18 protein-coding genes are annotated in these 20,635 nt (G+C 67.3%); 5 read left to right on the forward strand and 13 right to left on the reverse strand.

Features of this window, described 5'->3' with window-relative positions:
• Positions 1-94: 94 nt before the first annotated feature.
• The 11 genes from ACXMYJ_RS17745 to ACXMYJ_RS17795 form a co-directional block, all read right to left on the reverse strand.
• The gene (locus ACXMYJ_RS17745) at positions 95-376 is read right to left on the reverse strand and encodes a transposase (RefSeq protein WP_460358070.1); all 282 of its coding nucleotides are present in this window, start codon (positions 374-376) and stop codon (positions 95-97) included.
• Positions 377-443: 67 nt separating this feature from the next.
• Positions 444-704 carry a helix-turn-helix domain-containing protein gene (locus tag ACXMYJ_RS17750; protein ID WP_152515856.1) on the reverse strand — a complete coding sequence of 87 codons (261 nt, stop codon included), beginning with the start codon at positions 702-704 and terminating at the stop codon, positions 444-446.
• An 80-nt stretch (positions 705-784) separates the two neighbouring features.
• Positions 785-1,060: a helix-turn-helix domain-containing protein gene (locus ACXMYJ_RS17755; RefSeq protein ID WP_152515855.1), complete on the reverse strand. Its 276-nt coding sequence runs from the start codon at positions 1,058-1,060 to the stop codon at positions 785-787.
• Between the two features lie 163 nt (positions 1,061-1,223).
• On the reverse strand, positions 1,224-4,322 hold the full coding sequence (locus ACXMYJ_RS17760) for a replicative DNA helicase (RefSeq protein WP_460358073.1): 3,099 nt from the start codon (positions 4,320-4,322) through the stop codon (positions 1,224-1,226).
• Positions 4,323-4,816: 494 nt separating this feature from the next.
• Positions 4,817-5,272: a 50S ribosomal protein L9 gene (gene rplI / locus ACXMYJ_RS17765; protein ID WP_260756081.1), complete on the reverse strand. Its 456-nt coding sequence runs from the start codon at positions 5,270-5,272 to the stop codon at positions 4,817-4,819.
• 11 nt (positions 5,273-5,283) lie between these two features.
• Positions 5,284-5,550 (reverse strand): 30S ribosomal protein S18, encoded by a 267-nt coding sequence (gene rpsR, locus ACXMYJ_RS17770; protein WP_260756082.1) that lies wholly within the window; start codon positions 5,548-5,550, stop codon positions 5,284-5,286.
• A 36-nt stretch (positions 5,551-5,586) separates the two neighbouring features.
• The gene (locus ACXMYJ_RS17775; protein ID WP_260756083.1) at positions 5,587-6,096 is read right to left on the reverse strand and encodes a single-stranded DNA-binding protein; all 510 of its coding nucleotides are present in this window, start codon (positions 6,094-6,096) and stop codon (positions 5,587-5,589) included.
• Positions 6,097-6,207: 111 nt separating this feature from the next.
• The gene (gene rpsF / locus ACXMYJ_RS17780; protein ID WP_260756084.1) at positions 6,208-6,498 is read right to left on the reverse strand and encodes a 30S ribosomal protein S6; all 291 of its coding nucleotides are present in this window, start codon (positions 6,496-6,498) and stop codon (positions 6,208-6,210) included.
• A gap of 135 nt (positions 6,499-6,633) precedes the next feature.
• On the reverse strand, positions 6,634-8,247 hold the full coding sequence (locus tag ACXMYJ_RS17785; protein WP_460358078.1) for a glycosyltransferase family 87 protein: 1,614 nt from the start codon (positions 8,245-8,247) through the stop codon (positions 6,634-6,636).
• Positions 8,244-10,865 carry a transglycosylase domain-containing protein gene (locus ACXMYJ_RS17790; protein ID WP_460358081.1) on the reverse strand — a complete coding sequence of 874 codons (2,622 nt, stop codon included), beginning with the start codon at positions 10,863-10,865 and terminating at the stop codon, positions 8,244-8,246. Before ACXMYJ_RS17790 ends, ACXMYJ_RS17785 begins: the two co-directional genes overlap by 4 nt.
• Entirely contained in the window at positions 10,858-11,292 is a 435-nt protein-coding gene (locus tag ACXMYJ_RS17795) for a DUF5318 domain-containing protein (RefSeq protein ID WP_260756087.1), read from the reverse strand. The genes ACXMYJ_RS17790 and ACXMYJ_RS17795 overlap by 8 nt, the downstream gene beginning before the upstream one ends.
• A gap of 112 nt (positions 11,293-11,404) precedes the next feature.
• Between ACXMYJ_RS17795 and ACXMYJ_RS17800 the strand changes: the two genes are divergently transcribed.
• From ACXMYJ_RS17800 to ACXMYJ_RS17810, 3 genes are all read left to right on the forward strand, one after another.
• Positions 11,405-12,283: a DUF1707 SHOCT-like domain-containing protein gene (locus ACXMYJ_RS17800; protein WP_260756088.1), complete on the forward strand. Its 879-nt coding sequence runs from the start codon at positions 11,405-11,407 to the stop codon at positions 12,281-12,283.
• 119 nt (positions 12,284-12,402) lie between these two features.
• Complete coding sequence (locus tag ACXMYJ_RS17805; protein ID WP_260756089.1) at positions 12,403-12,948, forward strand: PadR family transcriptional regulator; 546 nt, start codon at positions 12,403-12,405, stop codon at positions 12,946-12,948.
• Between the two features lie 56 nt (positions 12,949-13,004).
• Positions 13,005-14,093 (forward strand): inositol-3-phosphate synthase, encoded by a 1,089-nt coding sequence (locus ACXMYJ_RS17810; RefSeq protein WP_260756090.1) that lies wholly within the window; start codon positions 13,005-13,007, stop codon positions 14,091-14,093.
• Positions 14,094-14,202: 109 nt separating this feature from the next.
• Here the strand turns inward: ACXMYJ_RS17810 and ACXMYJ_RS17815 are convergent, their stop codons facing one another.
• A complete protein-coding gene (locus ACXMYJ_RS17815) occupies positions 14,203-15,405 on the reverse strand; it encodes an enhanced intracellular survival protein Eis (RefSeq protein WP_460358086.1) in 1,203 nt (400 codons plus the stop codon).
• A gap of 65 nt (positions 15,406-15,470) precedes the next feature.
• Here ACXMYJ_RS17815 and ACXMYJ_RS17820 point away from each other — a divergent pair, with 65 nt between their 5' ends.
• Positions 15,471-16,379 carry an alpha/beta fold hydrolase gene (locus ACXMYJ_RS17820; RefSeq protein ID WP_460358089.1) on the forward strand — a complete coding sequence of 303 codons (909 nt, stop codon included), beginning with the start codon at positions 15,471-15,473 and terminating at the stop codon, positions 16,377-16,379.
• Here ACXMYJ_RS17820 and ACXMYJ_RS17825 read toward each other — a convergent pair.
• A complete protein-coding gene (locus ACXMYJ_RS17825) occupies positions 16,353-18,260 on the reverse strand; it encodes an Ig-like domain-containing protein (protein ID WP_460358091.1) in 1,908 nt (635 codons plus the stop codon). The genes ACXMYJ_RS17820 and ACXMYJ_RS17825 overlap by 27 nt on opposite strands.
• Positions 18,261-18,535: 275 nt before the next feature.
• Here ACXMYJ_RS17825 and ACXMYJ_RS17830 point away from each other — a divergent pair, with 275 nt between their 5' ends.
• Positions 18,536-20,629: a PhoX family protein gene (locus tag ACXMYJ_RS17830; protein ID WP_460358093.1), complete on the forward strand. Its 2,094-nt coding sequence runs from the start codon at positions 18,536-18,538 to the stop codon at positions 20,627-20,629.
• Positions 20,630-20,635: the final 6 nt, after the last annotated feature.

Here is a 20,635-nt window from a genome sequence, read left to right on the forward strand (position 1 = left end):
GCTGAACCAGATACCCAGACACGGGCGTCATGAACACTAAAGATAACCATTCCATGACGAAATGCACTGACCCACAGAGGGTGTGTCGCCTACATCAAAGACAAGCCCTCAAGGGGCCGTAGATAACACGGTCCAAACGTAATTCGGCATTCTCTTTGCGTAACCGTTCTAACTCGGCACGCTCATTAGCATCGAGCACCGCGTCAGTATCCGCGCCGCCGGCGCGTTGTTGGGCCAGGCGCACCCACCGGCCCAGCAACTGCTCACCGACCCCGATCTCATGGGTATAATGGGCGATCGGCCGACCCGTCTCGATCACCAGGCGGGCAGCCTGCTCCCGGAACTCCGGGGTGTACTTCTTACGCTTGCCCGACATACGGACATTCTTCCCGCCCAGCAGTCCCACCAGTCAGGTGTCCACCCCCAGGCGTCAAGCTCAGGGGTTATTTGATGCCCTCAAGCAAGTCAGAAGCCGTCACGCCCAGCGCCTTCGCAAGGTCTCCAAGTCGCTCGTAGAGAAGCCCCCGCCGACCAAACTCGACATCGATGATGATGTTCCTGGAGACGCCGGACTTGAACGAGAGTTGCTCCTGCGTCAGCCCGCGTTCGATTCGAAGTTCGACGATGCGAGCACCTACTGCCCGCCGACGCTTCTCCCAAACTTTCACGCGTTTGGGATCGTCCTGGCTGGGGCGGGTCGGCACGTTCTTAAGTTATCAGGCGTGGCCGCTGGCGGGCGGAATCTACTCGGCGCCTCCGCGGCAAGGTTCACGCCCTCTGATTGCTACTCCATGCCCTCGACAAGTTCAGAAGCACTCACGCCGAGCTCGTTGGCGATATCGATCAAGCACTCAAAGGTGACTCCGCGCCTACCACTTTCGACAGCTTTCAGGACGCCGGCCAAGAGCCCGACTCGCCGGCCCAGTTCCTCCAGACTGAGTCCACGCTCTTCTCGCAAGCGCGTGATGCGCAATCCGACGTAACGACGTCGGCGCTCCGAAACTCCCGCGCGGCCGGTTCTCGTCGAGGAGTCCGGTTCGCCTTCGTTGACTTCGCCCACTCGCCAATCGTAGCCCTACTAGTAGGGCATTCAGCCCGCGCGGCCAACCCCTTTCGCGCCAGGCGCCCACGGGGATGTCGTCTCATAGTCGTGTCATATATGACATCGACATGACGCTCATCGCGAGAATATGACACTGGTCTTGAGAATCTACAACTACCAACTACTGCTTCGCCATGTTCGCGAACCGCGACAGATGCAGCTGATGCGCAACGGTAATCGTCTTCGTCGGGCCGTTACGGTGCTTGCCCAGAATCAGGTCTGCCTCGCCGCCGCGCGGGTCATCCCGCTCGAACGCATCCGGCCGGTGCAGCAGAATTACCATATCGGCATCCTGCTCGAGGCTGTTGTGAAGCGAAATCCCTTGTGCCACAAAGTTATGTGTGCCAGGAACGGTTCCGTCGTACACGTCGTGCTCACCGATGCTGGTGATCTCGACGATCCTGTCCCAGAACACATCGTTGGTCGCCAAATCGTGCAACTCACTGTCTTCCAACACCGCAGCAGCCCGGTGCAGCCTGCTCCGGCTCGGCGAGTGCTTCCACATGGTGGACCCACAGAACTGCGTCTTCATCGCCTCGGCGAACTTGCGGTGCGTCATGCCACGTTCCGACAGACTGGCGCGCACCTTCTGCCAAGCCTCCAGCGGGACCGTGTCCGTATTCGGGTTCCGCGTCCGGCCGGCCAGATTCTCGACGACCTCCCTTGCCGCCGAAGCCTTCACGCCATGTACACCGATGTGGTTCAGGAACCGCGTCTGATTCTCGGCCCCCGAAACGACGAGGTGCCAGCAATCGCGGTAGCCGGCCTTCTTGGTGCGCACGATCGTCGAGCCGACGCCGAACCGCAGCAGCAACTGCATGACGTCGTCGACCAGCTGCCGGCTGGTCGACGCGTAGTAGACCCGACCGATGCCCAGCTTCGCGTCCCATCGCACCGAACCGTCGGTCGCCCAAAGGTGTTTCAGGAATAACGCCACTTGATCGTCAGGGAGCGCGAAAACTTCAGCAGGCACGAATTTCTCGTAGCTGCGCTTCCCGAAGAGCCCCAGCTTGTCCAGCCACGCGGCAATCGGGTTCCGCTTGCCGTGCGTCAGCCGGTACGGCGACGGGAGCCGCAGCGTCGTCACCCGCGCAGCCGCGTACTCGTCGCGGATCGGCGTGACGCCGAAATGCGCCGCCGAGATCTCCACCGCGGCCAGATTCGCCTCGTCCACCGACGCATACCGGATCGGCTGCCGCTTGACGCACGAGCCGTCGCCGATCATGTGCGCCAGCATCACCACCTCGGAATCATGCATCCGCTGCGTCTGCACCGGCTCGGGGACCCGCCTTGGCGCCGCCACGCGGGCACCGACTGCCAACTCGCCCAGGGGCATCCAGCCGTCGAGCGTCATGAACGGGTGGTTAGCCGTCGCCTCGACCTCACGGCCGGACGCCAACCGCACTTTGAACACCTCTTTGTGCCCGCTGTAGAACACGTTGGTCATCGGCCGGGCGACCATCCGCTGGCGCTCATCCAGCGACCACACCAGCGGCCGCTCGCCCGTGCGCATCAGCTCACCGAACGTGACCTCAGCCCCGGTGTCCGCGCGCAGAATTCGCGTGTTCGCGGTCAGGCAGCCCGACTCGCGGAGGTCCGACACCTGGGGACGTTTGTCGGTGCGCTGCTCGGGACCACGGTTCAGCTGACTGATCGCGATCACCGGAACGTTGAGCTCCTTGGCCATCAGCTTGATGCTGCGGGAGAAGTCCGAGACTTCCTGCTGGCGCGATTCGTACTTCTTGCCCGAACTCATCAGCTGCATGTAGTCGATGACGATCATCCGCAGCCCGGCCTTCTGCGAGAGTCGACGTGCCTTGGCGCGGATCTCCATCATGGTCAGGTTCGGCGAGTCGTCGATGTACAGCGGCGCTTCGCTGATCTCACTCATCCGCCGCGCCAGCCGGGTCCAGTCGTCATCGCTCATCCGGCCCGAACGCATGTCGGCCAGCTTGATCTTCGCCTCGGCCGACAGCAGCCGCATGACGATCTCGGTCTTGCTCATTTCCAGCGAGAAGATGACGCTGGGCAACTGGTGCTTGATCGAGCAGGACCGCATGAAGTCCAGTGCGAGCGTGGAGTTGTGGGTGGGCACCATGCCGCGGCCGGCCAGGTACAGGTGCTCGGCGTTGTCGACCTGGACGCAGCGCACCGGCACCGTCGGGATCCGCCGGACCCCGGTGATGCCGACCGCGACGCGGCCCGGCGCCAGCAGCGCGCTGTTGCCCGGTGCACTCGCCGTCGGAGCGGCGGTCACGGTGTCGGCGACCGCGCGCAGCATGCCGGTCGTGCGGATGCCGTGGCTGGTCGGCCACTGGTGCATCTCGTCGGCGACGATCGTCGTGCCGTCCGAGAACTCGATCTCAAAGCAGGGACGGCCCAGCAGGATCTCGGTGGCCGCGACCACCCGCGTCGGCCTGCCGTCGGCGTCGAGCAGATAGTCACCGACCGAGACCGCGCCCATGGTGGTCCACCCGGACAACGTCGGCAGCGGCGTGTCCAGCGCGAGCGCTTTTCCGACACCCGGGCGGGCCGCCACGATGATCATCTGACCCGCGTGCAATCCGTTGGTGACCTCGTCGAGTTCGACGAAGCCCGTCGGCACCCCCTTGGAGATACCGCCCTCGGACGCGATCGCGTCGATCTCGTCCATCGTCGGCTGGAGGATCTCCTCCAGAATCACGAAGTCCTCGGCCGCGCGGCGCTCGGTCACGTCGTAAATCTCGGCCTGCGCGCGGTCGACGATGTCGTTGACGTCGGCCCCGTCGGCACCGGCGTAGCCGTACTGCACCACCCGGGTGCCGGCCTCCACCAGCCGGCGCAACAGCGCCTTCTCCGAGACGATCTCGGCGTAATACCCCGCGTTGGCCGCGGTCGGCACCGTCGAGATCAGCGTGTGCAGATACGGCGCCCCACCGACACGGCGCAGCAGACCGCGCCGGTCAAGCTCGGCGGCCACGGTGACCGCGTCGGCCGGCTCACCGCGGCCGTACAGATCCAGGATCGCGTCGTAGACGAGCTGGTTGGCCGGTTTGTAGAAGTCACCCGGACGCAGCTTCTCCAGCACGTCGGCGACGGCGTCCTTGCTCAGCAGCATGCCGCCCAGCACCGCCTGCTCGGCGGCGGGGTCCTGAGGAGGCTGCCGGCCGAAATCCTCACCGGGAGGCGGCTCCATCTCGCCGCGATCTCCGGGCCGACCCAAGTCATCTACGACGGCCACGCCGAGACCCACCCCCTTTTGATCGCGATCGAACGCACATTCGACAACGGCATGTCGCGACTGTAAATCCGGCCTCCGACAACTGGCTCGTCGACGGCAGATCTGCACCCGCGACGGCCAACGCTAGACGTTGCTGGGCGGGAAGCAAGTCGCCCCTGTTGATGAAGCTGTGGATGGAGTGTGGATAGCTCAGGTGGGCCATGTTGAGGCGCTGGGGAGAACCTGTTGATAACTCACTGCAACAGCCTTGTTTACGCAGATGAACGCACCATAGGACGGTCGAACAGCTGTGGATGGGAAATCGCCCGGCGTGTCGTGCTCGGTTTCGGTCTCGGGCGTGTTGCGTTGCATCGCGGGGACCAGAAGGTTAACAGCCGGTGCAGTTCGCTGGCTTTGCTTTGCCCGGAAAAGTTCGCCACCGGATACGGCTACGGCCGGGCGAAGACCCCTAGGGGTCCCCACCCGGCCGTTTGACAGCGGAGCCGGTCGGCCGGCTAGCTCGCTACCACGTTCAGCGACAGCGAGGCGTTCACCTCGGGGTGCAGCCGCACCCCGACGGTGTGCGTGCCCGTCGTCTTGATGTGCGCCTTGGGCAGGCTCACGGTCCGCTTGTCGAGGTTCGGGCCGCCGGCCTTCTTGATCGCCGCGACGACGTCGGACGCGGTGACCGAACCGAACAGCTTGCCCGAATCACCGGCCGCCTTGACCGACAGCTCGACATTGTCGAGTCCCTCGATCGCCTGCTTCAGTTCGTTGGCGTGCTCCAGGCCCTTGACGCTCTTGAGCTCCTGGGCGCGGCGGATGTCCTCGGCCTGGCGCTGGGCGCCACGGGTGGCCACGATCGCCAGCCCACGGGGCAGCAGGTAGTTACGGCCGTAGCCGTCCTTCACCTCGACAGCGTCACCGGCGACTCCGAGGTGTTCCACCTCGGCAGTGAGAATCAGTTTCATTGTCGTGGTCCTTATCGCGTCGACGAGCTGAACGGCAGCAGGGCGACCTCGCGGGCGTTCTTCACCGCGATCGCGATATCGCGCTGGTGCTGAACGCAATTGCCCGTCACCCGGCGGGCGCGGATCTTGCCGCGCTCGCTGATGTAGGTACGCAGCAGCTGCGTGTCCTTGTAGTCGATTACCTGGTTCTTGCCCTTCTTCGAGCAGAACAAGCATTTGCGAGTCTTGACCGGCTTCTCCGGAGCCGGGCGCCTCTTGGTTGAGGAGGACTTGGCCATATGTCTATCTCTTTCTGAGAATCACTGATTGGTATGTCAAAAGGGCGGTTCGTCGTCGGCGCCGCCGAACGAGCCCGATGCGGGCGCACTGCCCCACGGGTCCTCGGCCGGCGCGCTGTTGGCCGCGGGGCGCGAGTTACCGCCCCCGCCGCCGCCGAATCCGCCGCCCCCGCCGCCACTGCGGCTGGCTTTGTTGACCTTGGCGGTCGCGTAGCGCAGCGAGGGGCCGATCTCGTCGACCTCGAGTTCGACAACGGTGCGCTTCTCACCCTCACGGGTTTCGAAGGACCGCTGCTTGAGCCGACCGGACACGATCACTCGCGAACCGCGGGTGAGGCTCTCGGCCACGTTCTCGGCGGCCTCACGCCAGATGTTGCAGCGGAGGAACAGCGCTTCGCCGTCCTTCCACTCATTGGTCTGACGGTCGAACGTCCGCGGCGTGGAAGCCACGGTGAAGTTCGCAACCGCGGCACCGGACGGCGTGAAACGCAGTTCCGGGTCAGCGGTCAGGTTTCCGATAACAGTGATGACGGTGTCACCAGCCACGAGATCCTCCTGGGCGTGTAGTCAAAGCGGCGTATTCGTACAAGTGCAGTCGCAGGCGAGCCTACGGAACTGCACCGACGTACACATAGGTGTCGCCCGACGTGAAACGGACTAGTGCTTGTCGGTCCGCATCACCTTGGTGCGCAGCACGGACTCGTTCAGGTTGAGCTGGCGGTCCAGCTCGGAGACGGTCGCGGGCTCGGCCTTGACGTCGAGCACGGCGTAGATGCCCTCGGCGTGCTTGGCGATCTCGTAGGCGAGCCGTCGACGGCCCCAGATGTCGACCTTGTCGACACTGCCGCCGTCCTTGCGGATGACGTTCAGAAACGTCTCCAGCGACGGAGCTACGGTGCGCTCGTCAAGTGTGGGGTCGAGAATGACCATGATTTCGTATGGACGCATGAGAAACCCATCACCTCCTCTGGTCTTGTCGGCCACGGCGTGTCCGTGGCAGGAGGGTCGCCTGCGTCGGCAACCGGCCCAGGCTACAGGAACGGGCGCTGATCAGCGAAATCGCGTCAGTCGACCTGACCGCGGTCAGCCCGGATTCGCTGCGGCCGGCACACGATCGGGCGCGCTCCGGGGCCGTGGGCGCAGCCAGTCCGGCAGCCAGCGCGGCGGCGCGTCGGGCGCACCGTCGAACACCCCGCCGGCGGGATCGTCGACCCCGCCCTGGCGGACCAGGTCCTGCTCCGGCCGGTAGATCTGCCGAATCACCAACCCACACAAAGTGATCACCGCGACGTCGCGCAGCAGCACCGTCGCGGTGAACGCCTGCTCGGGCAGCCCCATGTTCTGCTCACCGAACAGATACAGCATCCGCGGCACCCACACGAGCATGTCCACGGTCATCCACGCCAGCAGGATCCGGCGGTGCGGCAGCGCCAGCACCGCCAGCGGCACCAGCCACAGCGAGAACTGCGGGCTCCACACCTTGTTGGTGAGCAGGAACGCCGCCACCACCAGGAACGCCAGCTGTGCCACCCGGGGCCGCCGCTCGGCGGTCAGCGCGATGTAGCCGATCACGATGCAACACGCCGCGAACAGCGCCGCGCTCGTCATGTTCAGCATCACCGGCGGTTCCCAGAACCCGAGGTCCTGGTCGAAACCGCGCCACCCGGTGAACGACTTCACCACGTTGTAGATCGAGTCCATGTCGTCGCCGCGGCGGGTGTTGAGCCGGAAGAACTCCGACCATCCGCGCGGGAACAGCACCATGATCGGCAGGTTCACCACCAGCCAGGCGGCCACCGCGGCCACCGCCGCCTTGGCGACCTCCCGCAGACGTCCGGTCCGCACCGCCAACACCGTCAGCGGGACGAGCAGCAACAGGGGGTACAGCTTGGCCGCCACACCGAGGCCGATCAGCACCCCGGCCAACACCGGTCTTCGCCGCGCCCACGCCAGCAGCGCGCACGCTGCGAAAGCCGTTGCCAGCGCGTCGAAATTGGTGAAGATCTGAAAGATCACGATCGGTGAGGCGGCCAGCAGCGCGGCGTCCCAGATCCGTCGCGTGCCCGCCAGCATCGCCGTCGCCCACAGGGTGGTCAGCCACGCCAGCGCCAGCCCGAACGCGGCGATGTTGAAGAACATCACCACCTCGGCGATCACCGGCACCGACACCAGCTTCGTCAACGCGGTATACGTCTTCGCCACCGTCATCGACAGGTACTGGTAAAGCCCCGTCAGCACCGGATACTCCATGTACCGCACGGCGGGCTCGCCGTCGTACTGCACGTGCGGCTTACCCTGCGCGTCGGTCTCCACCCAGCTGGACTTGTACGGGAACTTGCCGAGATTCAACAGCTCCGCGGTGTACAGCGGGACCGTGTCGGAGTAGCACAACTGGTAGTAGGCGCGCTGGTTCTCCCAGTTGCCCACGCGCTGATCGGCGGTCCCGGTGCCGGTGGTCTGCAGACAGGCGGCCTTGGTCGAGTAGCCCAGCGCCAGGAACACCAGCGCGATGATCATCATCACCCGCAGCGGGGTCATGAACCGCGAACGGCCGATCAGCGCGTGCCTGCCGACCGGACCGCCGACGGTTCCGGACAGGGCAGCGCCCAGGGTGTCGGTGCGGCTGGGACAGTCCCGGCAGTCGAGGCTCCGTCGGTCTTCGGCTGGCGGAGCCGGCGACTCGGGTTCGGCCGTCACGGGGGCGGCAGCGGACCCGGCGGCGGAGCGCCCGGCGGCGGCACCGGCGCACCCGGCGGCACCGGAGCGCCGGCCGGCCCCGGCGGAACAGGTGCTCCCGGCGCGCCGGCCTCTGGCGCCGGCGCTCCTGGCGGCCCGACCGGAACGGTGGTCGGCGGCCCCCACGGGATCGTGATGCCCGGCGCGATCTCCAACGTCGGCTGGATCACCGTCTCCGACGGCGTCGGCGGCGCGGTGGTGCGCGGCGGAGGCGGGGCCTGCGGCACGCCGGCGTATCCGCCGATCTCCTCAGGCTTCGGGAAGGACTCGTTGTCGGTGCCGTCGAGTGCACCGTCCATGGTCGCCTTCCAGATGTCGGAGGGCAGTCCGGAGCCGTAGACCGGCGAACCCCATTTGTTCTCCAGCGGTTTGGTGCCGTCGGTGGTGCCCACCCACACCGCGGTGGACAACGACGGGGTGAATCCCACCATCCACGCATCGCGGTTGGCGCCGGTGTCGCCGAGCTGGTTGGTGCCGGTCTTGGCCGCCGACGGCCGGCCACCGGCCAGCGCGTGGCCGTTGGAGTACGCGGCGATCGGCTGCATCGCGGCGACCGCGTTGTCGGCGACGGCCTTCTCGATGCGCTGCTCGCCGGAGTTGTCCTCCTGGCCGGCGTCAAACAGCACCGTGCCCTCGGCGTTGACGACCTTCTGCACGAAGTGCGGCTTGCGATACACCCCGGACGCGGCGAGCGTGGCGTACGCCGAGGCCATGTCGATGACGCGGGACTGGTACTGCCCCAGCACGACGCCGTTGTTCGGCGGCCCGCCCTGGCCGTCCTCGGACAGCGTGTGCTCCACGCCCGGGAAGCTCTCGGCGATGCCGGCCGCGTGCGCGGCGTCGGCGACGTCCTGCGGTCCGTTCTTGAGCTGCAGCATCAGCCGGTAGTAGCTGGTGTTCAGCGACCGCTTCAGCGCTTCGGCGATGTTGCAGGTCCCGCAGCTGCTGCCCTCGACGTTGGAGATCTCGATGCCGTTCACCTCGACGGGCGAGCTGTCGACCTGATAGCCCAGACCCATCCCCTGCTGCAGCGCCGCGACCAACGCGAACACCTTGAACGACGAACCCGTCGGCAGACCGGCCTGCGCGAAATCGAAACCGTTGGCGTCCGAGCCGCCGTAGTAGGCCTTGACGCCGCCGGTCTTCGGGTCGATCGACACGACCGCGGTGCGCATGTCGGGGTCCTGCCCGTCCATGTACTCCTCGACCGCGTCGACCGCCGCGGACTGCATCTGCGGGTCGATCGTCGTGGTGATCTGCAGACCCTCGGTGTTCAGGGCCTGCTCGTTGATGTCGAAGATGTCCATCAACTCGTTGACCACCTGGCGTTCGATCAGCCCGTTCGGTCCGGTGGTCTGGTTCTGGTTGACGGCCTGGTCGGGCGGGATCGTCGGCGGGAACACCTGCGCGGCCCGGTCCTGTTTGGACAACGCGCCGATCTCCACCATGCCGTCGAGCACCCAGCTCCAGCGCACCGCCGACGCATCCGGATCCACCGCCGGGTCGAGCACCGACGGCCGCTGGATCAGAGCCGCCAGAAGCGCACCCTCGGACACGTTGAGCGCCTCGACGGGCTTACCGAAGTAGGCCTGCGCGGCGGCGGCCACCCCATAGGCCCCGCGGCCGAAATAGATGATGTTCAGGTACGACTGCAACACCTGGTCTTTGGACCACTCGCTGGACATCTTCGTCGAGATGACCAGCTCCTTGGCCTTGCGGATCAGGCCGCCGACCCCGGATCGGGCGTCGCCGACGAGCGCGTTCTTGACGTACTGCTGCGTGATCGTCGATCCACCCTGCAGATCGCCGCCGAAGATGTTGTTCTTGGCAGCGCGCAGGAAGCCGGTGAACGAGAAGCCCGGGTTGGAGTAGAAGTCGCGGTCCTCGGCGGCCATCACCGCGTCGCGCACGTGCACCGGGATCTGGTCGATGTTGACGTCGACGCGGTTGCCCTCCGGCGGGACGATCTTGGCGATCTCACTGCCGTCGCCGGCCAGGATCGTCGACACCTGCGCGGTGCGGATGTCACCGGGCTTCGGGACGTCGACGATCATGTACGCCATCCCGAACGTCAACAGCGGCAGCACGATCAGCAGCGCCGCGGCCACGATCGACCCACGGCGCACCCAGGTCCAGTTGATCTGCTCGCGCAGGCTGCGGCGCGGGCCGGTCGGGCCTCCGCCGGCCGGACCGTACGCGCCCCCGGGTGGCGGGGGCGGCGGTGTATTCGGCGGGCCGGAGCTGTGCCGCGCCGAGCGTCCGCCGGGCCTGTTCTGCTCCTGTCCGCCGGGCCTGTTCTGCTCCTCGCGTCCGGGGGCGGGTCTGCGTCGTCCGTCCAGCGCGCGCTTGACGTCGTCGATCGGGTCCCGCAGCGGCGGGGCGCCGTCCCGCACCGGCGGCAGCACGGTGGTACGGCGGTCGTCGGGGGTCGGCGCGCGGCGCACGCCGCCCTGACCGGCCGGCCGCGGCGGAGCGTCCCGACGGGGCGGCGGCGGTCTGCGTGCGCCCAGACTCTCAGCCGCCCTCTGCCCGTCGCGAGGGCTGTCGGGAGACCGGTCGTGGCGCCCGTCGCTATTCACTGGCGGTGCGCGCAGTGCCGCGCGCGGTCTGGGTGCGACGCGGACCGCGGGAGCCCTTGGGGGGCGGTACCGCGCCGAGCACATACGACTTGACCAGGTGATTCCAGCTGCACGTGCGGCATACCTCCACCACGTGTACGGAGAATTCGTCGAAGCGGGTCGCGAGCAGGACGAGCTCCTCGGCGGTCCGCGCGGAGCCGGACACCGCGCCGAGGTGGTCACCGAACACCCACGACACCAGGGTGAGTTGTTCCTTGCGGCAGATCGGGCACATCACCGAACTGGGCTTGCCGTGGAACTTTGCAGCGCGCAGCAAGTAGGGGTTGGCGTCACAGACCTCCGAGACGCCGGTGCGGCCCGAGTACACCTCGGCCAGCAGGGACCGCCGCCGCAGGGCGTAGTCCACCACCTGTCGCTGCAATCGCACGAAGACCAGAGTACGTCGGCGGCTCGGGCACCGAGGCTCGGCGTGCGCCCCGCGACGGCGTCAATCGTGTCCGGCCTGCGCTGTCGACGGCTCAACTCTTACGATCTTGGTCGTGGCTTCGGGGAGCTCTGGACGACGGACGTCGTGGACACGGGCAAAAGACAGCGACCGCAACGAGACATGCCAGATCCTCGACACCGCGCTGGCCGAGGGCCAGCTGTCGATGGCCGAGCACGGCGAGCGGGTGAAGTCGGCAACCACGGCGTCCACGCTGGGCCAGTTGCAGGACCTGGTGTCGGATCTTCAGACCGGCAAGTCCCTCGATGTGCCGGTGATCACCAAGATCGTCAACCGTGCCGACCCCGGCGTGCGGATCAACTGGGGTATCAAGGCCGCGATCGCCGGCGTGCTGGTGATACTCGGGATGGCGATCGGCTGGGGGCTCTACGGCAACACCCCGTCGCCGCTGAACTTCACCTCCGATCCGGGCGCGAAGGCCGACGGCATCCCGGCCACGGTGCTGACCCCGCCGAAGCAGCTGCAGTCCCTGGGCGGGTTCAACGGACTGTTCGAGCAGATGCGCAAGAAGTTCGGCAGCACGATGGGCTACGAGCTCGACATCCACTCCGACATGGCCTACCTCGACCGGCCGGATCCGCAGGACAATCGGCGCAGCCAGACCTACTACTACCGCGGCGGGTGGGGCGAACCCTCGGGATCGCCGTCGACCGTCGACGCCGACGACAGGCTGGTCGACCTCGCCAAGTTCGACTTCGAGAAGACCCTGGGGGTGCTGCGCGGCGCACCCGACACCGTCGGCATCTCCCGCGCCGACGTCACCGACACCTGGTTGCGGATCAGCCCGTCGGAGGACCCGGCCACCCCGGATGCGGTGATCGTCGAGATCATCGTCAACAGTGACTTCGGCAACGGCCGTATCGAGCTGTACCCGGACGGCACACCGCTGGCCATCTGGCCCGCGAACCGCTGACCAGCACGAACCGTGTTTTGGGTGGCTCGCTATAGCGCTCAATATATCGGCGCGATACACTCGCCCGAGGTGTTGAACCGTCGTAGCGACGCATCAGAATTGCTGGAGGAGGTGCCTGGATGCTCGAGCTCGCCATCCTGGGCCTGCTGCAGGAGTCCCCGATGCACGGCTATGAGCTGCGCAAGAGATTGACGGGCCTCCTGGGAGCGTTTCGTGCGTTCTCCTACGGCTCGCTGTACCCGGCGCTGCGCCGCATGCAGGCCGACGGGCTGATCGTGGAGGACGCCGCCCCCGAGGGCACCGTGAAGGTCCGGCGGGCGCGCCGGGTGTATCAGCTGACCGAGGCCGGGAAGCAGCGGTTCACCGAGCTGGTCGCCGACACAGGTCCGCAGAACTACTCGGACGACGGTTTCGGAGTTCACCTTGCATTCTTCAACCGCACCCCGGCCGAGGCCCGGATGCGGATCCTGGAGGGTCGCCGCCGCCAGGTGGAGGAACGTCGCGAAGGCCTGCGTGAAGCCGTGGCGCGGGCGAGCAGCTCATTCGATCGGTACACCCGACAGCTCCACCAGCTGGGGCTCGAGTCCAGCGAGCGTGAAGTCAAGTGGCTCAACGAGTTGATCGCGGCGGAGAGATCGGCGCAGGGACGCGCCGAACAGACGTGAGCATTACGCGCAGCCACCAGTAATACGAAAAACAGTAGGACAGAGGAGAAGCCGTCATGACCGCAAGCAATGACGTCCGGGTCGCGATCGTCGGCGTGGGCAACTGCGCGTCCTCGCTCGTACAGGGCGTTCAGTACTACAAGGACGCCGACGAGAACGCCACCGTTCCCGGCCTGATGCACGTCAAGCTCGGCCAGTACCACGTGCGCGACGTGAAGTTCGTCGCCGCGTTCGACGTGGACGCCAAGAAGGTCGGCTTCGACCTGTCCGAGGCGATCTTCGCCTCCGAGAACAACACCATCAAGATCGCCGACGTACCGCCGACCGACGTCGTCGTGCAGCGCGGCCCGACGCTGGACGGCATCGGCAAGTACTACGCCGACACCATTGAGATCTCCGACGTCGAGGCCGTCGACGTGGTCAAGGTGCTCAAGGACGCCGAGGTCGACGTGCTGGTGTCCTACCTGCCCGTGGGTTCTGAAGAGGCCGACAAGTTCTACGCCCAGTGCGCCATCGACGCCGGCGTCGCGTTCGTCAACGCACTGCCGGTGTTCATCGCCTCGGATCCGGTGTGGGCCAAGAAATTCGAAGACGCCGGCGTCCCGATCGTCGGTGACGACATCAAGAGCCAGATCGGCGCCACCATCACCCACCGCGTGATGGCCAAGCTGTTCGAGGACCGCGGCGTCACGCTGGACCGCACCTACCAGCTCAACGTCGGCGGCAACATGGACTTCCTGAACATGCTGGAGCGTTCGCGGCTGGAGTCCAAGAAGGTCTCCAAGACCCAGGCCGTCACCTCGAACCTGTCCGGCTCGCTGGCCGGCAAGATCGAGGACAAGAACGTCCACATCGGCCCGTCCGATCACGTGGCCTGGCTCGACGACCGCAAGTGGGCCTACGTCCGCCTGGAAGGCCGCGCCTTCGGTGACGTGCCGCTGAACCTGGAGTACAAGCTCGAGGTGTGGGACTCCCCCAACTCGGCCGGCGTGATCATCGACGCGGTGCGTGCCGCCAAGATCGCCAAGGACCGCGGCATCGGCGGCCCGATCGAGGCGGCCTCGGCCTACCTGATGAAGAGCCCGCCCAAGCAGCTCGCCGACGACCTCGCCCGCGTGCAGCTCGAGAAGTTCATCGAGGGCTGACCCCTCCTTTCGCCGAAATCGCATTCCACGCGGCCTCCACTCGGATTTCGCCGCATGGAATGCGATTTCGGCGTTTGAGGGCGGGGCAGAAGCCGGCGAGAAGTTCTGGCTAGAAGTTGAAGCCGAGTTCGGCGGGCACCTCCGTGGCGAACGCCGCGTCCAGCGCGGCGAGGAGCGCGGGATCGCCGCACCGCAACCGCCCGGCGGCGACGAACGCCGAAGCCCGGTGTGCGCCGAGATAGAGACTGCCGAGCACCGACAGGTCCAACTGCACGTCTGCGGCGGCATCGGTGGGCACACAGTGGGCGCTACCGTCACGCACCTCGAGGGCGAACCTGCCGCCACCGCCCAGCCCGTCGTCGGAAACCTCAAGCACCACAGCCAGATCCGCGGAGTACGTGCGCGCCCGCAGCACCTCGGGGATGTCGAGCATCCGCAACCACAGCCCGTCGTGGCTGCCGCGCTGATGCACCAGACGCGGATTGGTCAGCAGGTACGGCAGCAGCTGGTGCGGGTGTCCCTCGACGTCCACGGTCGCCATCAGGTCCAGTCCGAGCAGCACCCGCCACACAGCGATGTACGCGTGCTCGGTCACGGCCGCCAGTTTGGTGACCTCGACGCGGTCCTTGCCGTCGCCGCTGTGCACCCGGTACATCGCGAAACCGTCGGGGTGCAGCAGACAGAACAGTGCGCTGCCCCCGTTGCGGGCATGCTCCCGGTCGGCGAACACCTCGTCCCACAGCCGGGTCGGCGTGCGCAGCCCGCCCGGTGTCTGCAACCGCCACCGCTCGTAGACGTCCTCGATGTCGGCGCGGTGCTCGGACGCGCGCACGATCCGGACGCCGCCCGGATCGGGCACGTCCCGATGGACGCGCGCCCGGGTGCGGTCGACGGACAGGCTCTGCCACACCGTGGCAGGTCCGTATCCGAACCGGCCGTAGATCTCTGCCTCGCTGGCCTCCAGCCCGGCGATCGGGTATCTGCCCATGCGCCGGTGCAGCTCACCGAACATGCCGGTCAGCACACCGCGGCGGCGGTGCGTCGGCGCGACCGCAACGAACGACACTCCGGCCATCGGCAGCACCGCGCCGCCGGGGACGGTCAGCTCGAGGTCCAGGATCAGGGCGACACCGACGACGTCGGGACCGTCGCACGCGACCACGGCGCCGTCCGCGGGCACCAGCGAACGCCACACCTCGGAGCTCTCCGGCGGCTGCCAGACACCGAAGCCCGTCGCGCCGATCAGGGCCATCGCCGGCCAGTCGGCGTCGTGCGCGGTACGGAACGTCAACGCGGTCGGTGAATGCGGCACTGCCCGACGGTGTCACACCGGCACCTTCTGTCGCACCCGAATTTTGCGGGTCGTACTGTCAGGCCATGGCAGAGATCCCCGACGAAGCGTTCCTTACTGCCGTCACCGACCTCGACGAGTTCGCGCTGCTGCCCGAGAACGCCGAGCAGGTCGGTGCGACGACGGTGCCGTCGGCCGAGCGTATCGACGCCGGGCCCGTGAGCGCGATCCGGTACGGCGACGGCGCACCGCGCGTGGTCTTCCTGCACGGCGGCGGGCAGAACGCGCACACCTGGGACTCGGTGATCGTCGGCCTCGGCGTCCCCGCGCTGGCCATCGACCTGCCCGGCCACGGCCGGTCGGCGTGGCGGGAGGACGGCGACTACGGCCCGAAACTCAATGCGATCGCCGTCGAGCCGGTGATCCGCGACCTCGCCTCCGACGCCGACCTGGTGGTCGGGATGTCGCTGGGCGGGCTGACCGCGCTGCGCGTGGCGGTGACCGCGCCCGAGCTGGTGCGCCGCCTCGTGCTGGTCGACGTGACACCGTCGGCGCCCGAGCGGCACACCGAGATGACCGACGCGCAGAAGGGCACCGTCGCGCTGGTGCAGGGCGACCGGACGTTCCCGTCGTTCGAGGCGATGCTCGAGGTGACGGTCGCCGCCGCCCCGCACCGTGACCGGAACTCGTTGCGGCGCGGGGTGTTCCACAACGCCAAGCGCCTCGAAGACGGCACCTGGACGTGGCGCTACGACAGCATCCGCCGGGGCGAAGGTTTCGAGAACCTGTGGGACGACGTGCCCCGCCTGACCACCCCGACCACCCTGATCCGCGGCGCGAACTCGTTCTTCGTCAACGACGACGACGCCGACGCGTTCGCCAGGACCGCACCCGGCTTCCGGCGGGTGCACATCGTCGAGAACTCCGGTCACTCGGTGCAGAGCGACCAGCCGGTGGCGTTGATCGAGCTACTGCGCGGCGTGCTCGCCGGCTGACTTCCTGCGCAGCCGGCCCAGGAACACCACACCGAGCAGCGCCATCGCGAACGGTGATGTCTGCGGGTCCAGCTCATCCACCTGGTAACCGAGGTCGCGCAGGATGCCGAGCTCGATCGCGCTCAACACCCGGACGCCCGGGCCGGTGTCCGTCTGGGCATTCATCATCAACTGGTCGTCGCCGCTGAATGTGAAATCGTCGAGGTGGCTTCCCGAACTGCCCTCGTTCCACGGATCCGGGCTGAAGATCGGGACCAGCCCCCCGTACGCCTTGACGGCGTGGTACCCGCCGAACCACATGCCGCCGTCCTCGCCGGTGAGAATCGGGTCGAAGTCGCTGTCGAAACGGTAGCGGCGGTTGATCGGCCGCCGGCCGTCCTCATTCACGACGAAGCTGTCGAAGACAGTCCAGTAGGTGTTGTCGTTGTCGCCGGCCTCGCCGATCAACGACAGGAACCCGAACGAGTGCAACAGCTCATGCATCGCCGTCGAGGCGAAGTCGAAGTCGCCGTCGTCGACGTCCTCACCGAGCCCCCACCCCGCGCCGAAGTTCCAGGTGATCCGGCCATCGGCGGCACTGCCGTTGGAGTCGTAGCCGGTGAGCAACTTGTTCTGCACCACCGTGCGCCAGAAGCCGGCGCCGGTCCGGATCAGGTTGCTGCCCGCCGAGGCCAGCGTGGACGACTCGGCGTCCTCCATCCCGGTGACGTTGTAGGTGAGCACCACCGGCTTACCCACGACGAAGTACACGATCAGCGCATCGGCCGCGTCCTGCAGGGCACCGCGACGGTCCTCGGTCCAGTACTCGGCGCCGGTGTTGTACTGGAAGTCGAACTTGATCGCGCCCTGGTTGATCAGCGGGCTGACCCGGGTGCCGATCGGGCGGAACAGATCGAGCAGGTTCATGTGCAGGCCGACGTCGATCGCCACGACGCGGAACGTGTCGACACCGTCGAAGTCCGAATCCGGTGTGTAGGTGTAGGTTCCGTCCTGGTTGAGCTGCAACGAGCCTTCCCGCGGCGCGCGCACGACCCGGTACACCAGGCGGTCGCCGTCCGGGTCGACCGCTGCCAGCGTGCCGGTGATCGCCCCGGTCAGCTTGCCGGTGATCTGGATCGGCTCCACCGTGGGTGCCTGGTTGAACAAGGCGCGTCGCATCGCGAGGAAGTTGGCCTCCATCCGCGCCTTGGTCTCGCCGTCGACGTCCCGCGAGTCGATCCAGGCCCGGGTGTCCGCCGTCCACTTGTCCAGGAAGTCGCCGACGATCTCGCGCCACGTGCGCCGAGGTGCGGGCACCGTGGGCGCGGACAACTGCGCGCTGACGAACTGTGCCGACGAATCGTGTTGCGCCGCTCCGGTTTCCACGGCCGGTGCATCGTCGGTGGGCGCGGGCGATGCCGGCGCCACTGATTCATCGGCTGCCTGGCGATCGGACCCCGGCACCGGCTCGGCGGGTGCGTCAACGACGACGGAATCGGAGTCCGCGACGGTGTCGGAGGCGGCGTCCTGGGCGTCGGTGTCGTCGCTCGCGGTGCCACCGGTGGTGTCACCGTCGGGGATCTCGGCGGTGTCGTCGATGACGGCCTCGTCGTCGTCTTCACCGGCCGGCCCCTCGACGTCGGTGTCGACGTCGGTGTCGTCGGTGTCGTCGGTCGCGGTCTCGGTGTCCGTGCCCGTGCCCGTGCCCGTGCCCGTGCCCGTGGTATCGCTCGCGGTGCCGTCGCGTTCAGCCGCGTCCGACGTCGACGCGCCCGCGGACACCGCGGACGTGTCGCCGGTCTCCGCGCCGGCGACGCCGACCTGCGGGCTCAACAGCGAGTACCCCAGCAATGCGGCGCCCATCCCTGCGGATGCGGCGCCGAGCTGCAGCCACCGGCGCACCGCGAAGCCCTCGGCTCGGCGAGCGTGGCGAGAGCGCCGTCCTGGCTTCTGGTTTCCCCGCGCAACAGTCACTATTTACCCCCCCGTTATTTGAGTCGGCAGGAACGATACCCGGTTGTGAGGCCGGGTGGAGCAAATTCGGCTGCCATATCGCGCCACGCGTCGTCGAGTGTTCACCTGCGCGTTGCCTTCCGCTGGCCCGGTTCCAGTAACTTCCCGCTGGTCCGGCCGCCCAGCCCGCGGCCGGAGTTCACGTCGAAGGGATACCCGAGGCCATGGCGCTCGTGCCGCTGAACCTTTTCCTCACCCACAACGGGAAGTCCAAGCGCCAACGCGTGACCTGCGTGCACAAATGCGGCGACGCGTGCTCCAAGCCGGTGCCGAACACGAGCGACAACGAGTACTTCGGCGACATCGCCGCGGCCGTGTCGCGGCGGTCGCTGCTGCACGCGGGCGGAGTGGCGGTGCTGGCCGTGGGCACCGGCTCGGTTCTGGCCGCGTGCTCGAACACCTCCGCGCCGGCGCCGACCTCCTCCTCGGCGACCGCGGCGCCGTCCGCACCACCGGCCGGGATGAACTTCGCGTCCGTCGCGCCCAACAGCGACGACGCCGTCGTCGTCGCCGACGGCTACCGGCAGGCCGTGGTGATCAGCTGGGGCGACCCCGTCCTGCCCGGCGCACCCGAGTTCGACGTCCGCAACCAGAGTGGCGCCGCCCAACGCGGCCAATTCGGATTCAACAACGACTTCGCCGGCCTGCTGCCCATCGAGGGGCAGCCCGGTCACTTCCTGCTCGTCACCAACTTCGAATACGCCACAGCGCAATTCATGTTCCCCGGCTACGACGCGGATGCTCCGACCCGCGAGCAGTTCGACATCGAGATCGCGTCGATGGGGATGGGCGTCGTCGAGGTGCAGCGCATGCCCGACGGCGGTCTGCGGCCGGTGATGGGCCGCTACAACCGGCGCGTCACCGCCGACACCCCGTTCACGATCACCGGTCCCGCCGCGGGCACCGATTTCGTCAGGACCGCCGCCGACCCCGAGGGACGCACCGTGCTGGGCACCATCGCGAACTGCGCCGGCGGTGTCACCCCCTGGGGCACCGTGCTTTCCGGGGAGGAGAACTTCCACACCTACTTCGGCGCACCCGAAGGGACCGCGGCTTTGGGACCGGTCGACGCCGATCGCCACGACCGCTACGGCGTCACCCTGGAACCGTCGGAATTGCGTTGGGAGAACTTCGATCCCCGGTTTGATCTGGCCGCGACACCCACCGAGGTGAACCGCTTCGGCTACGTGGTCGAGCTGAACCCGTGGGATCCGGAATCCACACCGGTCAAGCATTCGGCGTTGGGGCGGTTCAAGCACGAGGGAGCCAACATTCACGTCACCGCGGACGGCACCGTGGTCGCCTACACCGGCGACGACGAGCGCTTCGACTACATGTACAAGTTCGTCTCGAGTCGCAAGATGCGGGGCGGCGCAGGAGCGGCAGGAGGTGGGTACGACCCGGCCGCGATGGCGCACAACATGGGGATCCTGGACGAGGGCACGCTGTATGTCGCGAAACTCTCCAGCGACATCCCCGCCGGTGACATCGACGGCTCCGGGGACCTCCCGGCGACGGGGGCGTTCCGCGGCACCGGGACGTGGATTCCGTTGCTGCGCTCCGGACCTGACGGTGCCGAGTCGCTGATCGAGGGCATCACTGCCGCGGAGGCCGCGGTGTTCACCCGGATGGCTGCCGACAAGGCCGGCGCCACCAAGATGGACCGCCCGGAGGACTTCGAGGCCAACCCCGCCACCGGCAAGGTGTATGTCGCGCTGACCAACAACAGCAAGCGCGGGGCATCCGGTGAGGCGCCCGCAGACGCGGCGAATCCCCGTAACGACAACAAGAGTGGGCAGATTCTGGAGATCACCGACAACCACGCCGGCACCGACTTCACCTGGGAACTGCTGCTGGTCTGCGGTGACCCGGCCGCGGCCGACACGTATTACGGCGGCTTCGACAAGTCGAAGGTCAGTCCGATCTCCTGTCCGGACAACCTCGCTTTCGACAGTCACGGAAACCTGTGGATCTCCACCGACGGCAACGCGCTGGACTCCAATGACGGCCTGTTCGCCGTCGCGCTGGACGGACCGCACCGCGGTGAGACCAAACAGTTCCTGACCGTGCCGCTCGGCGCGGAGACCTGCGGGCCCGTCGTCACCGACGAACTGGTCACGGTGTGCGTGCAGCACCCCGGCGAGAGTGACGAGAACAGCATCGACAGCCCGCAGTCCCGCTGGCCCGAGGGCGGCAACGGAACCGCGCGGCCATCGGTGGTGGTGGTGTGGAAGGACGACGGCAATATCGGTGTGTAGGGCGGC

The organism is Mycobacterium sp. ZZG, assembly GCF_054786995.1.